The sequence below is a fragment of the Mariniflexile sp. HNIBRBA6329 genome (assembly GCF_043558645.1).
Lineage (GTDB): Bacteria > Bacteroidota > Bacteroidia > Flavobacteriales > Flavobacteriaceae > Mariniflexile.
In genome coordinates, this window is record NZ_JBIFXS010000020.1 from 1 (window position 1) to 25727 (window position 25727).

Annotated in this window: 31 protein-coding genes and 2 tRNA genes; 15 read left to right on the plus strand and 18 right to left on the minus strand. The window is 34.0% G+C overall.

The genetic code is table 11. The features are described 5' to 3' along the window. Positions 1-149: 149 nt before the first annotated feature. The 6 genes from ACGK9U_RS14955 to ACGK9U_RS14980 all read left to right on the plus strand — a co-directional run bounded on the left by ACGK9U_RS14955 (position 150) and on the right by ACGK9U_RS14980 (position 3606). Positions 150-584 (plus strand): hypothetical protein, encoded by a 435-nt coding sequence (locus ACGK9U_RS14955; RefSeq protein WP_394467311.1) that lies wholly within the window; start codon positions 150-152, stop codon positions 582-584. A gap of 182 nt (positions 585-766) precedes the next feature. Then, the gene (locus tag ACGK9U_RS14960; protein ID WP_394467313.1) at positions 767-1180 is read left to right on the plus strand and encodes a hypothetical protein; all 414 of its coding nucleotides are present in this window, start codon (positions 767-769) and stop codon (positions 1178-1180) included. Positions 1181-1340: 160 nt separating this feature from the next. Next, a complete protein-coding gene (locus ACGK9U_RS14965; RefSeq protein WP_394467314.1) occupies positions 1341-1922 on the plus strand; it encodes an outer membrane protein in 582 nt (193 codons plus the stop codon). A gap of 153 nt (positions 1923-2075) precedes the next feature. Next, entirely contained in the window at positions 2076-2378 is a 303-nt protein-coding gene (locus tag ACGK9U_RS14970) for a hypothetical protein (protein ID WP_394467315.1), read from the plus strand. Positions 2379-2630: 252 nt separating this feature from the next. After that, on the plus strand, positions 2631-3056 hold the full coding sequence (locus ACGK9U_RS14975; protein WP_394467316.1) for a hypothetical protein: 426 nt from the start codon (positions 2631-2633) through the stop codon (positions 3054-3056). Between the two features lie 178 nt (positions 3057-3234). Further along, on the plus strand, positions 3235-3606 hold the full coding sequence (locus ACGK9U_RS14980) for a transposase (protein WP_188655257.1): 372 nt from the start codon (positions 3235-3237) through the stop codon (positions 3604-3606). Between the two features lie 246 nt (positions 3607-3852). Here ACGK9U_RS14980 and ACGK9U_RS14985 read toward each other — a convergent pair whose 3' ends face one another. Together ACGK9U_RS14985 and ACGK9U_RS14990 are read right to left on the minus strand one after the other, a co-directional pair. Further along, complete coding sequence (locus ACGK9U_RS14985) at positions 3853-5085, minus strand: phage integrase SAM-like domain-containing protein (RefSeq protein ID WP_394467317.1); 1233 nt, start codon at positions 5083-5085, stop codon at positions 3853-3855. A gap of 128 nt (positions 5086-5213) precedes the next feature. Then, positions 5214-5287 (minus strand) — tRNA-Arg (locus tag ACGK9U_RS14990). A 185-nt stretch (positions 5288-5472) separates the two neighbouring features. Here ACGK9U_RS14990 and ACGK9U_RS14995 point away from each other — a divergent pair. Both ACGK9U_RS14995 and ACGK9U_RS15000 read left to right on the plus strand, forming a co-directional pair. Beyond that, on the plus strand, positions 5473-6030 hold the full coding sequence (locus ACGK9U_RS14995; protein WP_394467318.1) for a YeeE/YedE family protein: 558 nt from the start codon (positions 5473-5475) through the stop codon (positions 6028-6030). 91 nt (positions 6031-6121) lie between these two features. Further along, positions 6122-6535, plus strand: a complete 414-nt coding sequence (locus ACGK9U_RS15000; protein ID WP_209655211.1) for a DUF6691 family protein — start codon at positions 6122-6124, stop codon at positions 6533-6535. 1 nt (position 6536) lies between these two features. On the opposite strand, the gene ACGK9U_RS15005 is transcribed toward ACGK9U_RS15000, so the two are convergent. From ACGK9U_RS15005 to ACGK9U_RS15035, 7 genes are all read right to left on the minus strand, one after another. After that, on the minus strand, positions 6537-6812 hold the full coding sequence (locus tag ACGK9U_RS15005; RefSeq protein WP_209655212.1) for an ATP-dependent Clp protease adaptor ClpS: 276 nt from the start codon (positions 6810-6812) through the stop codon (positions 6537-6539). A gap of 15 nt (positions 6813-6827) precedes the next feature. Next, on the minus strand, positions 6828-7664 hold the full coding sequence (gene prmA, locus ACGK9U_RS15010; protein ID WP_394467320.1) for a 50S ribosomal protein L11 methyltransferase: 837 nt from the start codon (positions 7662-7664) through the stop codon (positions 6828-6830). 157 nt (positions 7665-7821) lie between these two features. Further along, positions 7822-8571 carry a triose-phosphate isomerase gene (gene tpiA, locus ACGK9U_RS15015; protein WP_394467321.1) on the minus strand — a complete coding sequence of 250 codons (750 nt, stop codon included), beginning with the start codon at positions 8569-8571 and terminating at the stop codon, positions 7822-7824. A 43-nt stretch (positions 8572-8614) separates the two neighbouring features. Further along, positions 8615-9100 (minus strand): TlpA family protein disulfide reductase, encoded by a 486-nt coding sequence (locus tag ACGK9U_RS15020; protein WP_394467322.1) that lies wholly within the window; start codon positions 9098-9100, stop codon positions 8615-8617. 33 nt (positions 9101-9133) lie between these two features. Then, positions 9134-10210, minus strand: a complete 1077-nt coding sequence (locus ACGK9U_RS15025; RefSeq protein ID WP_394467323.1) for an ABC transporter permease — start codon at positions 10208-10210, stop codon at positions 9134-9136. A gap of 86 nt (positions 10211-10296) precedes the next feature. After that, positions 10297-11394 (minus strand): BT_3928 family protein, encoded by a 1098-nt coding sequence (locus tag ACGK9U_RS15030; protein WP_394467324.1) that lies wholly within the window; start codon positions 11392-11394, stop codon positions 10297-10299. A 53-nt stretch (positions 11395-11447) separates the two neighbouring features. After that, a complete protein-coding gene (locus ACGK9U_RS15035) occupies positions 11448-11987 on the minus strand; it encodes a DUF1599 domain-containing protein (RefSeq protein WP_394467325.1) in 540 nt (179 codons plus the stop codon). A gap of 200 nt (positions 11988-12187) precedes the next feature. Here ACGK9U_RS15035 and folP point away from each other — a divergent pair, with 200 nt between their 5' ends. From folP to ACGK9U_RS15050, 3 genes are read left to right on the plus strand one after another with little or no spacing between them, the layout of a single operon-like run. After that, entirely contained in the window at positions 12188-13012 is an 825-nt protein-coding gene (folP, locus tag ACGK9U_RS15040) for a dihydropteroate synthase (RefSeq protein ID WP_394467326.1), read from the plus strand. A gap of 11 nt (positions 13013-13023) precedes the next feature. Then, a complete protein-coding gene (locus ACGK9U_RS15045) occupies positions 13024-13713 on the plus strand; it encodes a hypothetical protein (protein ID WP_394467328.1) in 690 nt (229 codons plus the stop codon). A 36-nt stretch (positions 13714-13749) separates the two neighbouring features. Beyond that, positions 13750-14535 (plus strand): diadenylate cyclase, encoded by a 786-nt coding sequence (locus ACGK9U_RS15050; protein WP_394467329.1) that lies wholly within the window; start codon positions 13750-13752, stop codon positions 14533-14535. On the opposite strand, the gene ACGK9U_RS15055 is transcribed toward ACGK9U_RS15050, so the two are convergent. The 4 genes from ACGK9U_RS15055 to ACGK9U_RS15070 all read right to left on the minus strand — a co-directional run bounded on the left by ACGK9U_RS15055 (position 14532) and on the right by ACGK9U_RS15070 (position 18003). After that, positions 14532-16301, minus strand: coding sequence for an ABC transporter ATP-binding protein (locus ACGK9U_RS15055; RefSeq protein ID WP_394467330.1), 1770 nt, complete (start codon positions 16299-16301; stop codon positions 14532-14534). The two genes, ACGK9U_RS15050 and ACGK9U_RS15055, sit on opposite strands and share 4 nt — an antisense overlap. After that, entirely contained in the window at positions 16301-17044 is a 744-nt protein-coding gene (gene truA, locus ACGK9U_RS15060; RefSeq protein WP_394467331.1) for a tRNA pseudouridine(38-40) synthase TruA, read from the minus strand. Before truA ends, ACGK9U_RS15055 begins: the two co-directional genes overlap by 1 nt. Positions 17045-17438: 394 nt before the next feature. Further along, positions 17439-17732 (minus strand): hypothetical protein, encoded by a 294-nt coding sequence (locus ACGK9U_RS15065; RefSeq protein ID WP_394467332.1) that lies wholly within the window; start codon positions 17730-17732, stop codon positions 17439-17441. 43 nt (positions 17733-17775) lie between these two features. Further along, on the minus strand, positions 17776-18003 hold the full coding sequence (locus ACGK9U_RS15070) for a putative signal transducing protein (RefSeq protein ID WP_394467333.1): 228 nt from the start codon (positions 18001-18003) through the stop codon (positions 17776-17778). Between the two features lie 148 nt (positions 18004-18151). On the opposite strand from ACGK9U_RS15070, the gene ACGK9U_RS15075 reads away from it, so the two are divergent. Continuing rightward, a complete protein-coding gene (locus tag ACGK9U_RS15075) occupies positions 18152-18643 on the plus strand; it encodes a metallophosphoesterase family protein (RefSeq protein ID WP_394467334.1) in 492 nt (163 codons plus the stop codon). A 154-nt stretch (positions 18644-18797) separates the two neighbouring features. Next, positions 18798-19226, plus strand: a complete 429-nt coding sequence (locus ACGK9U_RS15080) for a peptidylprolyl isomerase (protein ID WP_394467336.1) — start codon at positions 18798-18800, stop codon at positions 19224-19226. 279 nt (positions 19227-19505) lie between these two features. Here ACGK9U_RS15080 and ACGK9U_RS15085 read toward each other — a convergent pair whose 3' ends face one another. Then, positions 19506-19916, minus strand: coding sequence for a DUF4293 domain-containing protein (locus ACGK9U_RS15085; RefSeq protein WP_394467338.1), 411 nt, complete (start codon positions 19914-19916; stop codon positions 19506-19508). 198 nt (positions 19917-20114) lie between these two features. Here ACGK9U_RS15085 and rho point away from each other — a divergent pair, with 198 nt between their 5' ends. Next, the gene (gene rho / locus ACGK9U_RS15090) at positions 20115-21752 is read left to right on the plus strand and encodes a transcription termination factor Rho (protein ID WP_394467340.1); all 1638 of its coding nucleotides are present in this window, start codon (positions 20115-20117) and stop codon (positions 21750-21752) included. A 154-nt stretch (positions 21753-21906) separates the two neighbouring features. Here the strand turns inward: rho and ACGK9U_RS15095 are convergent, their stop codons facing one another. The 4 genes from ACGK9U_RS15095 to proS all read right to left on the minus strand — a co-directional run bounded on the left by ACGK9U_RS15095 (position 21907) and on the right by proS (position 24471). Then, positions 21907-22260 (minus strand): hypothetical protein, encoded by a 354-nt coding sequence (locus tag ACGK9U_RS15095; protein ID WP_394467342.1) that lies wholly within the window; start codon positions 22258-22260, stop codon positions 21907-21909. Between the two features lie 207 nt (positions 22261-22467). Beyond that, entirely contained in the window at positions 22468-22719 is a 252-nt protein-coding gene (gene rpsT, locus ACGK9U_RS15100; RefSeq protein ID WP_209655231.1) for a 30S ribosomal protein S20, read from the minus strand. 26 nt (positions 22720-22745) lie between these two features. Next, positions 22746-22817: transfer RNA gene (locus ACGK9U_RS15105), tRNA-Glu, on the minus strand. Positions 22818-22992: 175 nt separating this feature from the next. Next, positions 22993-24471: a proline--tRNA ligase gene (proS, locus tag ACGK9U_RS15110; RefSeq protein WP_394467343.1), complete on the minus strand. Its 1479-nt coding sequence runs from the start codon at positions 24469-24471 to the stop codon at positions 22993-22995. A 99-nt stretch (positions 24472-24570) separates the two neighbouring features. Between proS and ACGK9U_RS15115 the strand changes: the two genes are divergently transcribed. Next, the gene (locus tag ACGK9U_RS15115; RefSeq protein WP_394467345.1) at positions 24571-25713 is read left to right on the plus strand and encodes a hypothetical protein; all 1143 of its coding nucleotides are present in this window, start codon (positions 24571-24573) and stop codon (positions 25711-25713) included. The last annotated feature ends 14 nt before the right edge of the window (positions 25714-25727 follow it).

A 25727-nucleotide genomic window follows, 5' to 3' on the forward strand; every position in this document is an offset into this window, starting at 1 on the left:
AGCCCTATTGAATATCGAGCTCATTATTGTCAAAATTAATTATAAATTTGTCTAAGGTTTTGGGGGCAGTCCATTTTATTCGGTTTTTATTTGCTAAATTAGGTGCTTAAACACGCCACTAATCATACACAAAACCGTTAGCATACATTATGACAAAAATAAGTATCATAATATTGATAGGAGTACCATTTCTATTATTGTTCGGAAGAAAAAGGAAATGGAATACTGACCAATTAAAAAAAACAATTGCCGTTGGGTTCACAATAATTGGACTGATAGGTTTTGCTTTCTCTGCTACCAATGAATTCAGGTTGTTATTTTATTCGTTTGTAGTTACACCAGTCTTTATAATGATTGACAACTTATTCCGGAATTTGAGTATAAAGAAGCACAATAGAGACCTGAATCTATGGCTTAATTATTCTGACGATGTTTATGGAATTTTTGCTCCAATGACCTCCTCTAAATTTAAGACAACGGATGTTTTTTTTTCTATAACGCTTTTAATCCTAATTGTTGGATTGGCTTTTATTGGTGTTGTTCTGTTTGGGAAAGAGGATTTATATAGCCGATTAATAAATTAAAACGATATGCTAACACCGTATATAAAAAATTGCTAGCTTTACCTTAAACCAAAGTTAGTTGCTCGTTTGCTAGCTTCTGATTTTCCTTCGGAAAATCCTCGCACACAAACACGCAACTTTCCATATACCAAACGTTGTGCATAATGTAAAGCAACGTTACGGAGAACTGAAAATGGACTGAATTGAAAAACGGAATTTCTATAACTGAACATCTGAAAAACGAGAAAAAACAACGCCTGATTTACGGTGGAATTTTACTCTTGTGGATATTTGTCGGACTGAATTTCGTTAAATATAAATATGACTTTAGCCCATTCAGAATTGATATGCTGATTTTAATGATTGTCTCAACTCTACTGTTGATTGGACCGATTATTATAAATAGAAAAATAATGTGGATTGGCGCTTTTGGATTTGCATTGTTGCACGGACTTTGGACAACCTACAAAGTGACATTTGGAACTTTAGTGGATTTTCATAGAGACTATGTTCCAAGTCCAAATTGGAATTTGAATGATATCGGAGTTTCTATTTTGCTTATTACTGTCTCGTTTTTAGTGACGTGGATTATTTGGAAAATGAAACCTAAAAAATAAAAACACTATGCACAACACTGGCTATAATTCATTGCGGCGGAATTTCCTATCGGAAATTCCTGCGTATTTGCAATGTTTGGTTTACGGCGGAATAATTCTGCCGAATCATTCCGCAACGAAACCATAGCCTAAACCGTTGTAGGTAATTTAAAAAAGAACTATGAAACGAATATTATTCTTAACATTATTATTGATTTTTACAATTAAATCATTTTCTCAAGATTCGAAATTTAGTCTTGAATTAAATTATCCAGTTCCAATAGACGAGAATTTCGTTGGAAAAAATTATAGCGGAATTATTGACCTTGGTGCTAAATTCAGATTTGCTGAATTAAATCCTTTAAATTTAGGAGCTTCTTTAAATGGTGGGATTTTAATCAATGATTCCCGACCAAATAATGAATTTCAAGACTTTAAAATCACAGCATACTTAATTCAACCAAGAATATTTGCGGAATTAGACATTGAATCTATAAAAAGTTTTCATCCTTCTGTTGGACTTGGATATACTTTTATAATTTTTGACGCTAAAGGAACTCAAAATGGATTTGACATTTCTGGTGGTAGTCAAACTCAAAGTGGTTTAAACATTAATTTAGGAATTGCTTATGACATAAATGATAAATTGTTTGCCCAAGTTCAATACGATTTTATAAAAATAAGTCTTGAAAGCGAAATTCCTGATATAAAATACAATACAAACGTTAATATATTAAAAATAGGTTTAGGCTACCGATTATAAAAAAACTACCTACAACACAGTATATAAAAAATTGCTAGTTTTAGCTAAACCAAAGTTAGTTGCTCGTTTGCTAGCTTCTGATTTTCCTTCGGAAAATCCTCGCACACAAACACGCAACTTTTCATATACCAAACGTTGGCGTGCATTAAAAAAATGAGTACTATAGAAAAAATAAAACAAGAAATAAAAAAGCAGAATCTTCAAATTGTAAGCGGAATCGAATCTGACTTCGAATTCATCTTGTGGGATTTGACCGAAATGGATGAACTTAATAAAGGTTATGAAGTTCAAAAATATCACCACGGACACTACGCAATTGGCTCAAGTGGTGGTGGAGAAATGCTGACTGTAGAATTTGATACTGGAATAGTTTATAGAATTCCATTTATCTCAACTGATAATAGTGAAAAAATAAAAGTGTCGGATTCAATAACTGAACTGACCAAATTAAATTAAAAACGCACGCCAACACAGTATATAAAAAATTGCTAGTTTTAGCTAATCCAATGTTAGTTACCCGTTTGCTAGCTTCTGATTTTCCTTCGGAAAATCCTCGCACACAAACACGCAACTTTCCATATACCAAACGTTGGCTACAATTATCAAAAAAATCGCAAATTGAATGATTTAGACAAAAAATACTTTATAACATCTATTGGGCGTAAGATATTGAACCCATCGGATTTTAGCCTAAAACCGACTAATGAATTGGATATTTTTGTTGACACGGTTGGACAAAAATGGAAAAAGGAATTATTATGGGACAATGGCTGGGGAAAAGAATTTGGATTAGTTAGACTTCCAAAATTAACAGCAAACGAACTTTGGCTTCTCCTTACCAAATCTAATGTTTACGAAAACAAACGTGGCGCAGCAGAGTTTTTAAATGAAAAACATCCTTTTGAACTAAAAGAATTCTTAATAAAATTGTTTCATAATAAAACAAAAATAAATAGAGATTTAACCAAAAGACTCTCCTACTTAGGAATGTTAAAAACCGTAACAAACAGAAATAAAACAGATGGAATGAAATATTCAAAAATAAATTCTGACTATCAAGAATGGAAAAAATTAAAAATTGATTTTGACAATCTCAAAACAGAAAGTTTTTGGGAAAAAATAAAAAAACTGTAGCCAACACAGTATATAAAAAATTGCTATTTTGTGCTTAACCAATGTGAGTTGCTTTGTTTGCTTGCATCTGATTTTCCTTCGGAAAATCCTCGCACACAAACACGCAACTTTCCATATACATCAACGTTAGCTACAATTTTGACCCGTCCTGAAATAAGGCTACATAATTTTAAACATTATGTACAAAAACGACAAAGTAATCAGACGGTATTCAGAACCTTTTAAACTGAAAATTTTAGACGAAATCACAACCGGAAAACTAAACAAAAATCAACTAGGTAAACTTTATGGCATTGCGCCCACTACCATTAATGAATGGATCAGGAAGTACAACCGTAAAGACCTCATGAACACCAGAGTAAAAGTGGAAACAAAAGACGAGATAACACGAATTAAAGAACTGCAAAAAGAGATCGAACAGCTTAAAAAGCTACTCTTAAAAAAGGATCTAGATGCCTTGGTATTGGATTCATATCTGGAAGTAGCTGCAGAAGACCTGGGCTATAAATCCGTTGCCGAACTAAAAAAAAAGTTAAGTACAAAGCCTTAATCAAGGCCAAGGAAAAAGCTAAGGGATTTGCTTCTTTATCGACCATAACCCATTGTTTTGGACATAAACGCAATGCTTATTATAAGTATAAAAACAGGGCTGATAAGCGTTTAAAAATAGAACAGCGGATTATTGAGATAATAAAGAAAAGACGCAAATCCCTTCCTAGAGAAGGCGTGCGTAAACTTTGACCCGTCCTGAAATAAGGCTACATAATTTTAAACATTAAATAAAATCAAAGCATGTTTAATCATTAGTTTGTACTTGCTTTAAATAGTTGATGATTTTTCGATGTGAATTATCAATAACTTGATGAGAAATACTCCCTTGATAATTATAAGTAATACCTTCTGGTGTGTGACCTTGCAACTTCATCACAATTAAATTATGTATTAATAATTCGCCAGCATAAGTCCTAAATAAATATCTGGTGCTTTTACTTTTCAAAAATTCTGGAAGTTTTTTATTTTTTGAAATACTTTCTAAACTACGATTGTAAGTACGTCTAAACGATGCGTATTTACCTTTATCACTAATAGGATTAGGTATGAAACTAAAAATTCTTGTTGCTTCTGATGTACCATACTTTTTTATAAAACTTAAAGCTTCATCAAACAATTTATTATCTATAATTGGACCACCGTTTTTTTTGTTACGGTTTTTGTAACGCTTAAACACTACTCTGTCTTTTTTTATATTCCCCCATTCTAATAAAGCTACATCAACCAAATCATGCCCGCCAATATAAAATTGAAATAACAACAAACCTAAATTACGATGTTGTTTTAATGCGCTATTGGGGTTTGATGTGGTAGGAGTATATGCTGTAGAAAACTGAAGTTGATTCGGTTGTAATTCAATAACGGGTTTGGGTGTGGGTGTTTTCATTATTCCTAAAAAAGGGTTTCCGGACTTAATACTCAACGAAGTACGACGTTGAGCTTCTTTGTAAATAGCACGCATGGTACGAAAGTAGCTCATTACACCACCCAAATTCACACCCATTTTTATTTTATGTAACATAAAAGCATTAAGCCATTCGTATGTAATACTATTGATAGGTATATCGGTTCTTGGCGAAATATATTGAGAAATAATACTCTTAACATCTTTATAAGATTGAAAACTTTGGTTTTGAGTTTGCTTTTCTTGTATTCTTATATCAAAAAACTCTAGGAACATAGCTTCTTTAGTATCTCCACTATTATCATCAAACAAAATTTGTTTTGCTTCACTTGGTGTATAATTCCCGTAACTTATCTTTATACATTTAGCTTTATACTCTAGAACTACGGGATGGAGATAATAATAATCTGGATGTGCTTTTAAAAGTTGTGAGTTTTCAGCATCCCAAAAAAATGCTTGGGTATAACCTATCGTTTTTCGAGTTCTATTTTTTGAAGAAACAAACAATTCAACACAAATAGGATGCCCCTTTTTTGTGATTTTTGACGTTAAAATAGTAACAGATGCTTTCAAAATGGATACATTTTAGATACACTTTTACTACAATTTTACCACTTTTTAACACGAAAAACAACTGAAAATCAAAAAATAAAAAATGTATAAAAACTAAAAACCCCACAGATAGTGGGGTTTTAGCGGTGTGACCTCGACTGGATTCAAACCAGTAACCTCTTGAGCCGTAATCAAGTGCGCTATTCAGTTGCGCCACGAGGCCTTTTTAAGTGGGTGCAAATATAAAATTTTATTAAAATACAACCAAATTTATTTCAATATTATATTTCATTTTTAATTCTTATTATTAGTGTCTTTTAAAAACGGTCTTATTTATACTAAACTTAAGTAACATTTATTACATAACTAAGCTTTGCTTCTTTTTACATTTGCATTAAATTAACAGGTATGAACTATATTTTAAATCCGTGGCCATGGTATGTATCCGGACCACTTATTGCCATAGTAATGGCGCTACTTTTATATTTTGGAAAAACATTTGGCATGTCGTCTAACTTAAGAACGATGTGTACAATCATGGGAGCCGATAAATTTTCAAACTTTTTTAAATTTAATTGGAAAGACCAATCATGGAACCTAACGGTTGTTGTTGGTGCCATTATTGGAGGCTTTATAGCTGCCAATTATTTATCAAATGATCGTATTAGCAATTTAAACCCTGCTACCGTAACCGAATTACAGCAAATGGGGTTTAAAAATGCTGGTGCTACTTTAGTACCCACCGAAATGTACAATCTTGAAGCCATTACTTCTATAAAAGGATTGTTATTGCTAATAGTTGGTGGGTTGTTGGTTGGCTTTGGAACACGATATGCTGGCGGTTGTACTTCTGGACATGCCATTACAGGACTTAGCAGTTTACAAAAAACATCTTTAATTGCTGTCATTGGATTTTTTATTGGAGGCTTGATAATGACCAACTTTATTTTACCCTTAATTTTTTAGATTATGAAACGAGCAACTTATTCAAGCATTTATACTAACAATTATAAAAGCGAGTCGCATTTGGCATTTAAAAAACAATAAAACTAAACAAATGAAATATTTTAAATTTTTACTAGTAGGCGTATTTTTTGGAATTGTTTTAGTAAAATCGGAAGCTGTGTCGTGGTACCGTATTTATGAAATGTTCCGTTTTCAATCGTTCCATATGTATGGCATTATTGGTACTGCTATTGCTTCTGGTGTTCTATTTCTTCAAATTTCAAAGAAAGGCTATATAAAAAGTATTGAAGGCGCTGATATTTTTGTACCTAAAAAAGATAACGGTTTTATTAGATATATTGTTGGTGGTAGTATTTTTGGATTGGGTTGGGCACTTATAGGTGCTTGTCCAGGTCCTATGTATATTTTACTGGGAACAGGCGTTTACAGCATGCTTATAGTTATTGCCGCTGCAGTTTTAGGCACTTTTATTTATGGTGTTTTAAAAGATAAACTACCACACTAAGTTATATAATTTCAGCACTTAAACCGGCATCAAGTAACATACTGCAACGCGGTTTCAAATCGTCGTACAGACCTGTTTTTACAGTACACTTGCCTTTATAATGCACCAAGATAGCGCATTGTTCAGCTTGTTCCGCGGTGTGTTCGCATGCATAGATAAGTGTATTTATAACATGGTCGAAGGTGTTAACGTCGTCATTAAACAACACAATCTCGTTTTGGGTAAGTACTTCTTCTTGAAGTAGTACTTCTTCAGATGTTTTTTCTCTAGTACTCATAAGTCAAAGTTTTTACTAATTTAAAAATTTTAAAGCAACCCAATGGTTTCTTTCCAACTTTTCTTCAAATTTTAACAAATATTTTTCACACGTTTCTTGAATTACAGGGATATCATCGTTGTAAAATCCGCTTAGAAACAAGAGTCCATTTTGGTTTAAACACGACACATAAGTTTCCATATCGTTCAATAAAATATTACGATTGATATTGGCTATAATAATATCGTATTTTCTACCAGACAAAACACTGGCATCGCCTTCTATAACCGCGATGTTTTTACAATTATTACGCTCCACATTTTCAATACTGTTTAAATAGCACCAGTTATCATAATCTACCGCGTCAACAGGTTTTGCGCCTTTCATTTCTGCTAAAATGGCCAAAACTCCTGTACCACAACCCATATCTAAAACCGATTTATTGGTGAAATCGTTTTTTAAAATATGTTGGATCATCATGTGAGTAGTTTCATGATGCCCAGTACCAAAACTCATTTTTGGTTCGATGATGATATCGTATTGGGTATTAGGTTTTTCATGAAATGGTGCACGCACCGAACATACATCATCAACAATTATAGGATTGAAATTCTTTTCCCATTCTTCGTTCCAGTTAGTTTGTTCTATTTCGTTGAACTCATATGTTATTTTGAATTCTTCGGAATTTAGAATTTGAACATCATCAAGTATCGATTCATTCCATTCGTCTTTTTGAATGTATGCTGTCACGCCTTCTTCGGTTTCTACAAAGCTTTCAAAACCTGCATAACCGAGTTCTGCTATAAGAATTTCAACGCCTGGTTGTAATGGTGTCACTTTAAATTCGTAACCTATATAAATGATGTTTGACATGGTAACTATGAAATTATAATTGTACTCGCCATTGATAAGTGCGTTAGCGATAGAAACGGCATCCTTTTTGGCACCCTAAAGTGCCAAAAAGATACAGTGTATAGCGCGACCCTTGGGTAACGCCCAAAAGATTTCCTTCTTCAAGGAAATGACAAATTTAAAATGCGTTTACAATCGCAAAAAAGTCGTCTGCATTAAGTGCTGCACCACCAATTAAACCACCATCTACGTCTGGCTTTCCAAAAATTTCCTGTGCATTGTTTGGTTTAACGCTACCACCGTATAAAATGGATACACTGTTTGCTACATCGGCACCGTATTTATTGCTTAAGGTTTTACGGATGAAGGCGTGCATATCTTGTGCTTGCTCTGGGCTTGCGGTTTCGCCAGTTCCAATAGCCCAAACAGGTTCGTAAGCCAACACAATGTTTTTAAAGGCCGAGGCTTCTAAATGAAACAAGGCGTTTTTTATTTGGCTTTCTACTACGGCTTCGTGGTTTCCTGATTTTCTGTCGGCCAACACTTCACCAAAACAGAAGATAACACGTAAATCGTTTGTCAAAGCTGCATCTACTTTTTTAGCTAAAATTTCATCGGTTTCTCCAAAATATTCACGGCGCTCGCTATGCCCTAAAATAACGGTTTTAACACCTACGCTTTTAAGCATGCTTGCACTAATTTCGCCTGTGTAAGCTCCATTGGCAGCAAAGTGCATGTTTTGGGCAATCACCTCAATATCTGAATCTTTCAGTGTTTGGTATGCTTGCCATAAGTTGGTAAATGTTGGAGCTATCATCACCTCCGCATCAGACGTTTTTATTTGGCTTTTTAAGTTTGTTATTAGCGTTTCGGTTTGCGCTAAATCGTTGTTCATTTTCCAGTTTCCTGCTACAATTTGTTGTCTCATTTTTTAATTTACCTTTTGAATGAAGGACTTTTATTAAGTTTTATTATAAAATTTCTTTGATTTTTTTATCGTCTGCCTCAATGGCTTTGAATAGTTTTATGCTTCCATTTGGGGCAATGACCATGTATCTAGGTATCCAATCTAACTGAATAAATTCACCAAATGGACCTTTCCACCCTGATTGCATAAAGTAATGCTGACCTTGTACACCATACTTTTTGATGCCTTTTTTCCATGCATCTTCGGTTTTATCTAACGACAGAAAAACGTAGGTGGTGTTTTTATATGCCTTTTGTAGATCTTTAACCATTGGCATACCACCAATACAGTCTTTACACCAAGATGCCCAAACATCAACCACCAAGGTTTTACCTTTGTTTTCTTCTAAAATTTCACTGAATGTTATTGTTTTTCCTTCTAAGGTTACAAAAGCATCATTTAATGCTGCTTTAGAAAACTGCGTTGGTGTTTCTTGTGCGTTACAGTTTAAAATACTTATCAATAGAATTGCTATATATTTTACTTTCATAGGTTAAAAATTCTTTTTTGAAAACATGCAAATTTACTGAAGTTTTACTTTAGGGTCTAACCAAACGTAAATTATATCTACAAAAATATTGATAATGATAAATAATAAAGCAATTACTAAAACGGAACCCATAATTACAGGCAAATCCAATGTATTTAAGGCGTTTACAATTTCTTTTCCCAAACCGTTCCACCCAAAAATATACTCTACAAAAACCGCACCTGCCAACATGGAAGCAAACCACCCTGAAATAGCTGTAACCACGGGGTTTAAAGCATTTTTAAGCGCATGCTTTTTTATGATTTGATATTCGCTTAAGCCTTTTGCTCTGGCGGTTCGGATATAATCTTGATTAAAAACTTCCAATAACGAATTTCGCATTAATTGAATAACGACTGCCAAAGGACGGATACCCAAAACAATGGCTGGAAGTATGAGGTTTTTTAATTTTAGATGATTGGCTTCACCAAAATCGTCCAATTCATAAAGACTTCCCGTCATTTCTAAATGGGTGTATTTATGTAATACAAAACCAAAGAACCATGCAAATAAAATGGCACTAAAAAACGACGGCACACTCATACCAAAGGTGCTGAATATTTGAATGGTTTTGTCCAGCCATTGGTCTTTATACAATGCTGAAACAATGCCTAAAACAATGCCTATAAATATGGCAATTATGATGGCAGATACTGCTAAGACGAATGTATTTGGCAAAGTTTCACCCAAAACATCACTCACCTTTTTACCTTGTTTGGTAAACGATTCTCGTAAATACGGCAACTTTAAAACAGTGGTGGTATTTCCTATTGAAAATAATCGTGTTGCAGTATATTTGTCTTTTCTTAAAAACGTATAATCGGTTTCTGTTTTTGAATGAAATGATAGCGGCGATAAATCATTCAAATAATAAAAATATTGCGTACTAATAGGTTTATCAAACCCATATTTTTGCTTTACAATGGCCAATTGGTCGCTACCTTCATTTTGTCCCAGCATCATTTGTGCGGGATCACCGGGAAGCACATTGAATAAAAAGAATATAACGGTTACTACACCAAATAAGGTGAGTAATGCGTATGTGATTTTATTTAGGATATAGCTTATCAAATAGTTTATTGTTTAGTTGTATGTTGTTAAGTCGAGGTCGACTAAACGACTACACGACAAACAACTAAACTTTTTTTTGTTAAAAATTACAACTTCAATTCGTCAATATCATTCCAATGTACTTTTTGTTTAATGGTGCCTTTATCCAATTCTAAAATACCTGGATTTGAACGTACCACGGTTTTAAGGGCTTTTTCATCACATAAATACCAATTGAAATTCAATTTATAAAGCTTATTAATTTTCTGTTTATCATCTTCACCCGATGCCGTTAAACCAATAACTTTGTAACCTTTTTTAATAGCTTGGTCTGACATAGCTTTCAATTTCTCAGCACCTGCTTTTTCCATTTTTTCCAAATTGTATGAAACGATGATGATTAGGTTTTCTTCTGAAAGAAACTGTTCTGTTAAATTATCGCCTTCGGAATCTTCTATTGAAAAATCTACCACGGGCGGTTTGTAACCTTCGTCTATTACTTTAGAATCGACATCAACATAATCACCATCCACTTCTGGATACGAACCATCTGTAGTGATTATTTTTTCTTCACCGTTCACTTTAAATTTCCAATAATATTCCACTATTGGCTTAGGTGCATTTTCTGGTGTAGACATACCTTCTAAAATATTGTTCCCAATTTTATAAGCTCTAAAATCTACTACAGGCAAATGCATGAGTACATGATACGCCAACCAAAAACTAAAAATAAAGCTTAGCAAAGCTAAAATGGTGGTTTGCAAATTGCTAAATACTGGTTTTACGTGTTTAATTCCAAAAAACAAAATGAGGATGAGCACCAATAAAACAACATCTTTAGTAAAACTTTCCCATGGTGTCAATTTTAAAGCATCACCAAAACAGCCACAATCCTTAACTTTATCAAAATACGCCGAATAGAAGGTTAGAAACGTAAAAAATACGATCATTAATAGTAAACTCCAAACAGTAAATTTTGGTTTGTAACCAATAATTAGGAACACACCCAAAACCACTTCAAAAACAACTACTAATACCGAAAAAATTAAGGCATAAGGCTCTAATGACGGTATATTTAAAACATCTACGCTAAAATATTCCTGTAATTTATATGAAAAACCAAGGGGATCATTGAGTTTTATTAAACCTGAAATGATGAATAAAACACCAACTAAAATTCTTGATATGCTTACTAATGCTTTCATTTTCTTTATGATTAAGACCTTTCGACTGCGCTCAAGGTAACATTCTTTTAAAATTACTTTTTGTTTAAATGGATCATTGCAAAAACCGCATAATTAATCATATCTTGGTAATTAGCGTCAATACCTTCACTTACCAATGTTTTGCCTTTATTGTCTTCAATTTGTTTAACGCGCAGTAGTTTTTGCAAAATTAAATCGGATAAACTGCTTACACGCATATCGCGCCATGCTTCGCCATAATCGTGGTTTTTATCTTCCATCAATTTTTTGGTAATGGCAACTTGTTTTTCGTATAGTTCAGTGGCTTCTTCTGTAGACAAGTCGGGTTGTTCCACCACACCTTTTTCCAACTGAATCAACGCCATAATACTGTAATTTATAATGCCAATAAACTCGCTAACTTCACCTTCATCAACCTTTCTTACATCATTTTGTTGCAATCCACGAATACGTTGCGCTTTAATAAAAATTTGGTCGGTAAGCGATGGCAAACGCAATATGCGCCATGCGCTTCCGTAATCGGACATTTTTTTAATGAATAAACTTTTACAGGTATCAATTACGGCATCGTATTGTTTTGAAGTATCTTGCATGTATTAAAACGAATTTTGTGTAAATTTCGCTTAAATAGTTTAAAGTTCAAAGTTGAAAGTTCAAATGTTTTTTAAAGTTACCACGAATACACAAATAATTGTTTTTTTAGCACAAAACCGACTCTGAATTCTTAATTTTGAAAGCATTTTAAATTTACATTAAACAAAAAAGCATTCACGCATTAGTGTCTAAAAAAAGCATGACCATAAACTGCAAAGGAAAACTCATCGATTTGTCATCACCAAAAGTGATGGGTATTTTAAACATAACTCCAGATTCGTTTTACGATGGTGGCATTCATAAAAATGAAGCGGCTATATTAAAACACGTTGAATCTATGCTGAATGATGGAGCTACATTTATTGATATTGGCGCATATAGCTCTAGACCCAATGCAGATCATGTTTCGGAAGCTGAAGAATTGCAACGCATTTTACCCATTATACATGCCGTTTTAAAAGAATTCCCAAAAACAGTAATTTCCATTGACACCTTTAGAAGTAACGTTGCTAAACAATCCGTTGAAGCTGGTGCTGCTTTAATTAACGATATTTCCGCTGGAAAATTAGACGACAATATGCTGCAAACCGTTGCCAATTTACACGTGCCATATATTATGATGCACATGAAAGGCACGCCACAAACCATGCAACAGCATGCCAATTACAACAATATAGCCAAAGACATTTTATTTTATTTTTCTGAACGTATTGCAACTGCTAAAGCTTTGGGTATTGTTGATATGGTTATAGATCCTGGATTTGGTTTTGCTAAAACCATAGAACAGAATTACGAGTTATTGAATCATTTAGAGTTGTTTAAAATGATTGAAAAGCCTTTACTTGTTGGAATTTCCAGAAAATCGATGATTTACAAAACTTTAGAAACTACTGCCAATGAAGCGTTAAATGGCACCACCGTTTTAAACACCGTTGCTTTACAAAAAGGCGCCTCCATTTTACGGGTACACGATGTGAAGGAAGCCATGGAAACTATTAAATTGGTAGAAGCGCTAAAATGTTAAATGTTGAATCTATGAAAGCCACCTGTCTTCTTATCGTTTTGCTTTTTGTTTTTTCCTGCGGAAAAGATAAAGTTGTTGAACTTCCTGAGATTAATCAATCTGAAATATCTGAAATAAAAGATATATCGGCTGCCTATTTATTTTATGATGAAACCCAACCTGATAGTTTAGAATTAAACCGAAAAAACTTAATTAACACCACGAATTGGTTGATTAATGTAGACAAACGCTTAACACTGAAACAAGCCATTCCTAAAATAAAATTTCTTCAAGAAAAGAAACAAAAATCTGAGCACAAAAACGAAAATGCCAAAAACTATTTTACCTGTAATGATACCAGCAAAAAAAACTTAGGGTTTGTAGAATTTACCAATGTGGTTTATCATAATGAAGCTTTCCATGACTATGTTGCTTCAAATTCTAATTTGGATTTTTCAAACAAAATGAAAATTGATTTTTATTCTTCTAATGAAATTTATTTGGAGTTTCCTCTTTTTGACATTACTTCCGTGCTTTCAAAAAAGAACAATTTATTGAATAATATCAAACGTATATTGACCAATGAACTGAGTCCTGTTGAAATCATATTAAGTTTCAATCAAAATTTAACGATTCAAGATTACATTTCGTATAAATTGATGTTTTCTGAATTAGACTTAAAGAATGTTACCATATCAAACCACGAATTCATTTTTAATTAACCTTATTTTACTAAATTTACCAAAACCCATTTTGCCTTGGAAATTTTTGATGACCTTTTAAAATTCTCTGTTGTTGATATTATTGATGTGTTCCTAGTGGCACTTCTACTCTACTACATTTACAAACTGGTTAAAGGCACGGTGGCCATCAATATTTTTATAGGAATCATCATAATTTACTTAGTTTGGCGACTTACCAATTTCTTGAACATGGAACTACTATCGGGTATTTTCGGTGGTTTTATGAAAGTGGGAATCATCGCATTGATAGTGGTGTTTCAACCAGAAATCAGGAAATTCCTATTAATGGTTGGTTCTACAAACTTTAGTAAACGAGGAAAAATATTTAAACAATTCAAATTCTTAAAAACTGAAACTTCCGACGAAACCAATGTAGATGCTATTCTTTCGGCTTGCATTAAAATGGGTAAATCTAAAACCGGAGCTTTAATTGTTTTTGAACGCAATAATAACTTGGATTTTTTAAGTTCTACAGGCGATGAAATGAATATAAAAGTAACGCAGCCCATTATTGAAAGTATTTTTTTTAAGAACAGCCCGCTACACGATGGCGCTATTATAGTAAGCAACAATATTGTAAAAGCAACGCGGGTTATTCTGCCTTTAAACAATGAAAAAACCATTCCAAAACGTTTTGGTTTACGCCATAGAGCTGCTATAGGCGTTACCGAAAAAACAGATGCTTTAGCGCTTGTTGTAAGTGAAGAAACAGGTAATATTTCCTATTTTAAGGATGGAGAATTTGTGGTTTTTGAGGACAACACCCAACTAAATTTAATGATTAAAAGAGATTTAGCTTAAAGCACTTCTTCCTTTAAAAACTGAACTTCGTACAAGTTTTTATAATACCCATTTTCTTTTTTAAGAAGTTGTGCATGTGTGCCTTCTTCTACAATTTCACCAGAATCCATGACAATAATTTTGTCTGCTTTTTTAACGGTAGCGAGTCTATGCGCAATAACAATGGACGTTCTGCCATTGGTCATTTTATCGGTTGCATTTTGTATGAGTTGTTCCGAATGTGAATCGACAGACGATGTTGCTTCATCCAAAACCAGTATACTAGGGTTGGTAACATAAGCTCTTAAAAACGAGATGAGTTGACGTTGGCCTGAAGACAACATTACCCCGCGTTCTTTCACATTATAATGATAGCCTCCTGGTAAACTGGCAATAAAATTGTGAACCCCAATGTCTTTAGCTGCTTGTGTTACCACGGCTTCCGTAATTTCCGGATTGTTAAGTGTTATATTGTTTAAAATGGTATCGGCAAACAAAAACACATCTTGTAAAACCACCGCAATTTGTGTGCGTAACGATGCCAAAGTTACCTGTTTGATATCGCGCCCATCAATAGAAATCACACCATCTTTAATTTCATAAAAACGATTCAATAAATTTATAATAGTCGATTTCCCAGCACCAGTTGCGCCTACAATGGCCACCGTTTCTCCTTCTTTCACGTTAAATGAAATACCTTTTAATACATCTTCATCATCTACATAATTAAAAAACACCTTGTCAAAAACAATGTTGCCTTTAAAATGCTCTGCCACATGCGTTCCTGTATCATCAATATGCGATGTGGTATCTAAAATTTTAAATACACGGTTGGCAGCCACCATACCCATTTGAAGCGTATTGAAATTATCAGCCATTTGGCGTAATGGCCTAAACAACATAGGAATGAACATAACGAAAGCAATCAAATCCCCTTGTGATACTTCAGTACCATTCAACACAATATTCAAACCACCATACCAAGCAATTAAACCAATACTTATAGACGACACCAAATCGGCCAACGGAAAGAAAATAGAGTTGTACCAAACGGTTTTTAACCAGCCTTTTTTATGTCTGCCATTAATGTCTATAAAATTTTTGTATTCAATAGATTCACGTGTGAAAATCTGTAAAATTTTCATCCCCGTTAAACGTTCTTGCACAAAGGAATTTAAGTTAGACACCTCATTTCTAACCTCTTCAAAAGCCACTTTCATATACTTTTGAAAAATTCTAGTAGCATACATAAGCAATGGCAGCATGATAAAAACGATTAAACTCAATCGCCAATTAATATAAACCATCACCCCAAAAACCACAATCATAGCCAACAAATCCCTAAAAATGGTGAACAAACCTTGTCCAAAAATATCGGCAATACGTTCCATATCGGTCACTGCTCTGGTAATCAACACACCAACCGAAGAATTATCGTAATACTTCATTTTAAAACTTAGCAAATGGTTGAATAGTTTTACGCGCACATCCATTACCAAATTCTGCCCTAACCAAGCGGCATAATATATAAACGTAAGCTGAAAAATAGTTTGAAGAATTAAAACAGCAAACATAATAAGCACATAAAACAAAAAGCTTTTAGGTTCTTTTACTGCAATGCTATTATCAATAGCGTATTTGGTAATATAAGGGGTTGCCGTCGTTAAAATGGCCAACAAAATAACCAAAACCAATAAGCTAAAAAAGATGATTTGATACGGTTTTATATATTGAAACAACCGTTTGAACAATGTAAAGTCAAAAATATTTTCCTTTTGTTTCGTCATTATAATTTTATATCGTTTGGATATTCAATTTTCGTTAAATACAAAGCATGTGCTGGCACCGAAAAACCCGCTTCACTCCTATTTTTAGATTGTATTATGGTGTGCAAATCTTCCACTTGCAGCTTGCCTAAACCAATTTGCACCATGGTACCCACAATGGCACGCACCATATTTCTTAAAAATCTATCGGCTTTTATTACAAAATGAATCTCGTCATTTTCAAAAAACCAATCGGCTTGCATCATCTCGCAATTAAAGGTTTTTACATCGGTATTTACTTTCGAAAAGCATTGAAAATCTTTGTACTGAAATAACAGTTGTGATGCCGCCTTCATTTTTTCAACATCCAAATGCTGCTTCACGTAATAGGCACTATCAAAATTGAACACGTTCTTTTTCAACGAAATCCTATATAAATACGTTCTGCTTAACGCATGAAAACGTGCATGTGCATCCGCTTTTACTTTAAAAACAGATTGAATGGCAATATCTTTAGGCAAAAACGAATTCAGTTTAAAAACCAAATCCATTTCACTAAAAGTTACATCACTATCAAAATGCGCCATCATATGTTGGGCATGCACCCCGGTATCGGTTCTACCAGCGCCCGTAATGGACACTTTTTCCTTTAAGAGCAAACCCAAGGCATTTTCAATAACTTCCTGTACAGAAATGGCTTTGGGTTGGATTTGCCAACCATGGTACGCACTACCGTTATAGGAAAGTTCAATAAAATATCGCAATGTGTTTCTATACTTTTAATGAAAAGCAAAGATAGGCAGTTTTGCCATTCCACCGAAGGCATGAATCTTAATTAAATATTAAAAAGTTTTATTTGGGCGTTACCCCTCCCGATAGCTATCGGGAGGGTTCGGCTATTCATTTCAATCTTTTGGCTTTTGTCATTCCTGCGAAAGCAGAAGTCCACAATTAAAGTTAAATTCTTCTTTTTACAACGATTCATTAGTATCAAGCTATAAAAAGGATGCCGCTTCAAATGCGAAGAATTCACGATTTCATTAATTCAAAATAATATGCATGAGTAATCCCTAACGCAGGTGTTTACCATTTTAAATGGCTAAATCCAAAAATGTTTTTCAAAACGTTTATTTCTATACAATACATTTTAAATGTACATCATTCATTGTGAAGGTTTCCTTTGAATTTAATGTGTTTTTTTTCGCTAATTCTAAATGAAATCAGTGCTACTATAGTTCCTAAAACAGATCCTATTAAAAACAAAATCAAAAAATCTGTTAGAATTTTATATGAAAAAATAAATCGACTATCTATAAGTTCAAAAATTGTCATAAAAATCGAAAAAGGCAATGCATAATCAAGCATTGCTTTTTTAAACAAATATTTTAGTTTATTGTTTCGTATTGACTCCCACTTTTTGTAGTAGTTCGATTGTTTTTCATCTAATTTCATGATAAAATCCATTTGAGGTCTTAACTAAATAAATACCATATTACTATAAACTCAGGTTCCCATTATTGTAATCTTCAAGAACCTTTTTTGCCTTTTCAAAATCTTCTTCGTTGATCTTAAGTGTTACGGCATTAAATCCACCCGAACTTACCGCAATGGGCTCAATGCTAGCCATAAGTTGATTGGTTAAAAACACTTGAATGTTTTTGCTTTCCAATAAATTTCTAATAATCATGGTTTCCTCCACACTTCCACTAAAAATATCAATCATAAGTCTCACTTTTTAAAAGTTCAGGTATACTATTAAAACGAATTTAGATTTTTTTTCTCACAAATTCAAAAAAAGCATATCCTAAGTTCACAACCTTTTTAAAACAATTATTTATAACTTTACCAGCAAACACCACAGTTATTAATTAATGACCAAAATACTTTTACTTTCCGATACACACAGCTATATAGATGACGACGTTATAAAATATGTAAAACAAGCGGATGAAGTTTGGCATGCCGGCGATATTGGCGATTTACAAGTTACCGATGCCATTAAAGCATTAAAACCATTGCGTGCTGTATGGGGAAATATTGATGATGCTAAAATTAGAGGTGAATTCCCCGAAAACAATCGGTTTATATGCGAAGGTGTCGATGTTTGGATCACCCACATTGGCGGCTACCCAGGCGCTTATAACATACGTGTTCGTGAAGAGATAAGAGCCAACCCGCCAAAACTATTTATTTGTGGGCATTCGCATATTTTAAAAGTAATGTCCGACAAAAAATTGAATTTATTGCACATGAATCCGGGTGCTGTTGGCAAACATGGGTTCCATAAAGTACGTACCATGCTTCGTTTTACTATTGATGATACTAAAATTGATAATCTGGAAGTGATTGAATTCAAGAAATAATCTACAATTGCCGCTTTAAAGAAACATTTTGCTCTATTTTATCCATTATTTTGTTAATGTTTTATTAAACACTAGCATTAATCCGCTTAAATTATGGCAATCGTCTCATAAATTGTAGTTTTGTCCCAATTTTAAATAGAAAACATAATTATTTATGAGTCAAGTAAAAGAAAATGATACCGTAAGAGTTCATTACACAGGAAAATTAAGCAATGGTCAAATTTTTGACAGTTCTTTAGACAGAGAGCCGTTGGAAATAACTTTAGGACAAGGCATGTTGATTCCTGGTTTTGAAAAAGGCGTGGTAAACATGAAGGTTAATGAGAAAAAAACAATTAATATTCCTGTTGCTGAAGCCTACGGCGACGTTCAAAAAGAATTGTTTCACGAAGTAAAGAGAGATCAATTACCCCAAGATATGACACCAGAAGTTGGTATGGGATTAGCTTCAAAAAACCCTGATGGTTCTGAAGTACAATTCCGTGTGGCGGAAGTTCATGAAGAACACATTATTATTGATGCGAACCACCCATTGGCAGGACAAGATTTAACGTTCGATTTAGAACTTGTTGAAATAAAGTAGACCTTTACTTTAGTAAAAGTTTAAAAAGTCTGGAAAATTTCCAGACTTTTTTGTTTTATATAAATTGGCTTCAAACTGTTACTTTTAAATATGACAGCACATGGATTAAAGATTTAAACGGACAGATTGTTAGGGATAGTAATGGAAAGCCCACAGCGACACAGGAGCGAGGACTTGTAATGGATAGCCCGACCCTTTGGGTAACGCCCAAATAAAATAAAAAACCCAAAGTTTTCACTTTGGGTTTTTAACGCACTAATACTACTAAGATATAAGGTTTTATCGTAATCGATCTACAGATTTTACGAGATCTTCATCCTTCTTGATGGCCTTATTGGCTAGGGCCAAAAATACGATAGAAACAATAGGGAGAAGCATCCCAATACCTTTCTCAGAAACCGCCGTTTCTCCAGATACATTTAGAGATTGATACACAAAAAATCCTAATAAAATAAAGTTTAATATGATGTTAAGTCGCCCCAGCATAAACTGTGACTTCCTTTTTTTATACTTAAATATGGTTATTATTGATAATAATGCCGATGCCAAAAACATGCCTAAATACAGCAAATTATCTTTGGCGTATACCACAACGTCTTCATTGGTAACCCATAAATGCAATACAAATATTAACCCAGCAGAAACTATGGCTGCGATTAAAAGATATACCGTTTGAATGCGTTGTAACATATAATTTTTAAAATACGTGTGAGCAAAAATAATAGTTTCTTTTGAAAAATAAATGTAAATTATTAAAATAAAGTTGTATAATTGCATTAGTAATCTTCAACAACCACGCATAGAGGTTGTTAATTCTTCAGAATAAAAATTCATTTTTTTTCAGAACAACTCAAATTCAAAGTCAAAACACATATTCAATAAACATTTATGTTTGAAATTTCACAATTAAACGAAAAGAAACTCTCTGACCTACAAGAGATTGCACAAAAATTGAACGTTCCAAAGTACCGTTCCTTAAAAAAAGCCGATTTAGTTTACCAAATTCTAGATCATCAAGCTACTAACCCAAAAGCGGTAGAAGCAGTTATAGAACCTACACCACAACCTGCGGCTAGCACTCCTGAAAAAAAGGAAGCTAAAAAACCGAGACAGCGTGTAGTAAAACCTATAAAAAACACACCGGTAACACCAGCGGCTGAAAAAACAGTTACTCCTGTTGAAAAAGCACCTCAAGAAACCAAAGAAGACAAAAAACCCCTTAACACGCCTAAACCTAGAGTTCAAAACGAGCGTTCTAACGACAACCAACAAAAACCGGCGAACCAAAAAAGAGAGCACAATCAAAATCAGCCTCAAAAAAATCAACACAAAAACCAAAAAAATGGCAATATAAATGTGGACGCTGGGAATAAAGATACAAGAAACCGTTACCGCGAACCAGATTTTGAATTTGATGCCATTATTGAAAGTGAAGGTGTTTTAGACGTTATGCAAGACGGGTATGGTTTTTTACGTTCATCGGACTACAACTATTTATCGTCTCCTGATGATATTTATGTATCGCAATCGCAGATTCGTTTATTCGGATTGAAAAAAGGCGATACGGTTTTAGGAAATGTACGTCCTCCAAAAGAAGGCGAAAAATATTTCCCATTAATTAAAGTCATAAAAATAAACGGGCAGAAACCAGAAGTGGTAAGAGACCGTGTTTCTTTTGAGCATTTAACGCCGTTATTCCCAAAAGAAAAATTCAATATTGCTGAAAAACAAAGCACCATTTCTACTCGAATTATGGATTTGTTCTCTCCTATTGGAAAAGGACAACGTGGTATGATTGTATCACAACCAAAAACGGGTAAAACCATGCTATTGAAGGATGTTGCCAACGCTATTGCCGCCAACCACCCCGAAGTTTATTTAATGATCTTATTGATTGACGAACGTCCTGAAGAGGTTACCGATATGCAACGTAATGTACGTGGTGAAGTTATTTCTTCTACCTTCGATAAAGAAGCACACGAGCACGTTAAAATTGCCGACATCGTTCTTGAAAAAGCAAAACGTTTGGTAGAATGTGGGCACGATGTGGTCATTCTTTTAGATTCTATTACACGTTTGGCACGTGCATACAATACCGTACAACCTGCTTCGGGCAAAATATTAAGTGGTGGTGTTGATGCCAACGCTCTTCACAAACCAAAACGTTTCTTTGGTGCTGCTCGTAATATTGAAAATGGTGGTTCTTTAACCATTATTGCTACCGCACTTACTGAAACTGGTTCTAAAATGGACGAGGTTATTTTTGAAGAATTCAAAGGAACAGGAAACATGGAGCTTCAGTTAGATAGAAAAATATCGAACCGTCGTATTTTCCCTGCGATTGATTTAACATCTTCAAGCACACGTCGCGATGATTTATTGTTAGATGAAAACACCATACAACGTATGTGGGTAATGCGCAAGTACCTTGCAGATATGAACCCTGTTGAAGCTATGGAATTCATCAACGATCGTTTCAAACAAACCAGAAACAACGAAGAATTTTTAATATCCATGAATGGATAATTAAAAAATGATTCCTCAATGCTCAGCTTTGAGGTTTCCATTAAAATTGTCATTCCCGTGAAAACGGGAAACACTCTAACTAAACATTAAACTAAACTTAAAAAGCCTTAACAAACTTGTTAAGGCTTTTTTATATATGAAAAATCGCTTCTATTTAATATTGATTTAAAAGATCTCTATATTCTTTTAAGTCAGAAATATTTATTTTGTTATTCAGGTTTTTTATAAGCGCAATTAAATATTTTAAGCTTTCAACTGGTTCGTTTTCTACATCGTTTTCAACATCTTCATCTTCTTCATCAACAAGCATAGGAATTAAAAATGTACCGTTCTCTTCAATATGCTCATAAGTAAGTCTTAGAACTTTTACTACTAACGGAATTTGCTCTTCTAAGGCATAAGTTCTTAACTCTTTAATATCGTTAACCAATGTATCTGTATTGATACCTGTTTTATCAAGATCGTTCAGAATTTTATCAATTAATTTAAGTGCTGCTTTATTTTCCAAAAGGGTAATATTTATGTGAATAATTAATTTTTTAACAATGCAAATTTATATTTTTAGAAATCAAAAACGGCTATTTATTCTATGATTTTACATTTTTATTTTAACCTTTTTCAATAACTTCACAAAAAGTCCAATACAAAAACTCTCCATAAAAAAAAGCCTCTCGGTATTGAGAAGCTTTTTAAATATTTTTTAAAAATGAACGTCTTAAAGCGTAGCAATGTGCTTAGCTAAACCAGATTTAAGGTTAGCAGCTTTATTGAAATGAATTACATTTTTCTTAGCTAATCTATCTAACATAGAAACTACAGAAGGAAATAACGCTTCAGCTTCTTTCTTATCAGTTAACTCACGTAATTTTTTAATAGCATTACGAGTTGTTTTATGCTGATATTTGTTAACCAAACGCTTAGCTTCGTTACTTCTAATTCTTTTTAATGCTGACTTATGATTTGCCATTTTTACTTTATTTTTTTTAAAAATTGTAGCCCGTAGGGGAATCGAACCCCTCTTACCAGGATGAAAACCTGGCGTCCTAGCCGATAGACGAACGGGCCATTTGTTTTTTTGAGTGTGCAAAGATAAATTTAATTTTCAAATCTACAACTTAAAAATTTAAAATTTACACAACTATTTTTTCAAATAACTCACAACGTTTCCATTGCGGATGCAAAAATACAACTATTTTTAAATGTCGCAATAGTTGTGCAAACTTTTTTGAAAATTTTTTTCTTAGTACGCTTTTGCAAACAACACTCTGCCTTTTGACGGTTTTCCTGAGTACACACAAATACCTTCTTCCTCCTTCATTTCCAAAGGAATACATCTAATAGTCGCTTTTGTAAGCTCTTTTATTTTCTCTTCGGTTTCATTAGTACCATCCCAATGCGCTGATATAAACCCTGTTTTTTTCTCTAAAACATCTTTAAATTCCTCAAAAGAATTTACTTCTGTGATATGGGAATCCCTAAAATCCAACGCTTTTTTAAATAAAGTATCTTGTATTTCTTTTAACAAACTTTCGACCTTGGTGGTTAAATCGTTTAAAGAAACCACTTCTTTAGTTAAAGTATCTCGTCTTGCTAGTTCAACTGTACCGTTTTGCAAATCTTTTGGTCCAATGGCAATTCGTAAAGGCACGCCTTGCAATTCGTGTTGTGCAAATTTTGCACCAGGGCGTTGCGTATCTCTATCATCAAACTTAACCGTGATACCTTTTGCTCTCAAATCACTTTGAATACTTTTAGCAACTTCCGATACTGCGGCAAATTCTTCATCAGTCTTATATATAGGAACAATAACCACTTGATTTGGCGCCAAACTTGGTGGCAACACCAATCCGTTGTCATCGCTATGCGTCATAATTAATGCACCCATCAAACGGGTAGAAACACCCCACGATGTTGCCCAAACGTAATCTTGCTTTCCTTCCTTGTTAGCAAACTTAACATCGAACGCTTTGGCAAAATTCTGTCCAAGAAAATGTGATGTTCCTGCTTGAAGCGCTTTCCCATCTTGCATTAATGCTTCAATACAAAAGGTTTCATCGGCACCTGCAAAACGTTCGCTTTCGGTTTTCACACCTTGCACCACGGGAATAGCCATAAAATTTTCAACAAAAGTTGCATACACATTATTCATCAACTTTGCTTCCGCTATCGCTTCCGCCTTTGTTTCATGGGCTGTATGTCCTTCTTGCCATAAAAATTCCGCCGTACGCAAAAACAAACGTGTACGCATTTCCCAACGCACCACATTTGCCCACTGGTTAATTAATATAGGTAAATCTCTATAAGATTGAATCCAGTTTCTATAGGTATTCCAAATAATTGCTTCACTGGTTGGGCGTACTATCAATTCTTCCTCCAATTTTGCCTCTGGATCCACTCGTAATTTTCCTGGTTTATCAGGGTCGGCTTGCAATCTATAATGTGTTACAATGGCACATTCTTTTGCAAAGCCTTCAGCGTTTTTCTCTTCAGCTTCAAACAAGCTTTTTGGAACAAATAATGGAAAATACGCGTTTTGATGTCCTGTTTCCTTAAACATTCTATCTAATTCCGCCTGCATTTTTTCCCAAATAGCATAGCCATAAGGCTTAATTACCATACAACCACGAACCGCCGAATTCTCTGCTAGGTCTGCTTTCACAACCAATTCGTTATACCATTTGGAATAATCTTCCGCCCTACTCGTAAGTTTTTTACTCATATCATTATTTTGGCACAAATATTGTGACTATGTTAAATATAAAAATAGTTCAGCAAAACTAACTATTTTTGTTATGTTCAACAATAAAAATCAAGAGATATGCAATTAAATAAATACTTAATAAAAAAAATGCCCTACTTGGCAATTCTTAGCTTAGTATTTGGTTTATACTCATGTGGTTCTTATCAATATGTTGGTACAGATAACGACGGTATTTATGGCAGTACTACAAGAACCGTTCAGTATGAAGAAACGGTAGTTGAAACACCACAAAACTCTAACAGCAATTACTATCAAAATTACTTTAAAAATAAAGCTATAGAGACCGAATATATGGTTGCCGACAATGAAATATTTACCGATATTGATACTTACGAAGGCAACAACTATGTTGAAAACGACACTTTAAACAATAATTACCAAGGTTATGGCGGCTGGGGACAAACTTCCAATTCAGTAACTATTAATTATATCAACAATGGTTGGAATAATTGGGGTTGGAATGATCCGTTTATGTATGGATGGGGATGGAATAATCGCTGGAACAGAGGATGGAACAATTGGGGTTACGGATACGACCCATTTTGGAATACAGGTTTTTATGGTGGTTTTTACTATAATAGTTGGGCTTACAACCCTTGGGGTTATGGTTATTATGGACATCCTTATAGATATTATGGATACAATAATTGGTATAACGGCAACGGAACTTACTATAACCGAAGAAATGTTTCTTACAGTGCAAGCCGAAGAGGCAGCAATTACAGTAATAACGCTACAAGTTTAAGCAACAACACCTACAGTACTTCTAGACGTAGTGGTAGTTCGGTTAATTCTGGAACAACTTCTTCTAAATACAATACTTCAAGAAGAAGCAGTGTAAATGCAAGTACTTCGCCATCAGCAGCGTATACTTCGAGACAATACAACTCTAACGGAACACGTGTTTATTCTGATACTCAAAGAAGAACTACTTATAGCACAAGTACACCTTCAGCAAATTCTACTACCAGATCTTCATCTACTGTAAGACGAAGTTCAGGAAGCACTTATACACCTTCAAACAGGAATAATACAGGAACGTTTTCTAGATCTTCTTCTAGCAGCAACTCCTCTTATACACCTAGCAGAAGCTACACACCAAGTTCTAGTTCTTCTTCTAGCAGCAGTTCAAGATCTTCAAGTGGAAGCTCTGGCGGCAGTAGAAGTTCAGGTTCTTCAGGCAGTGGTGGAAGACGTTAACAAATTTAAATATA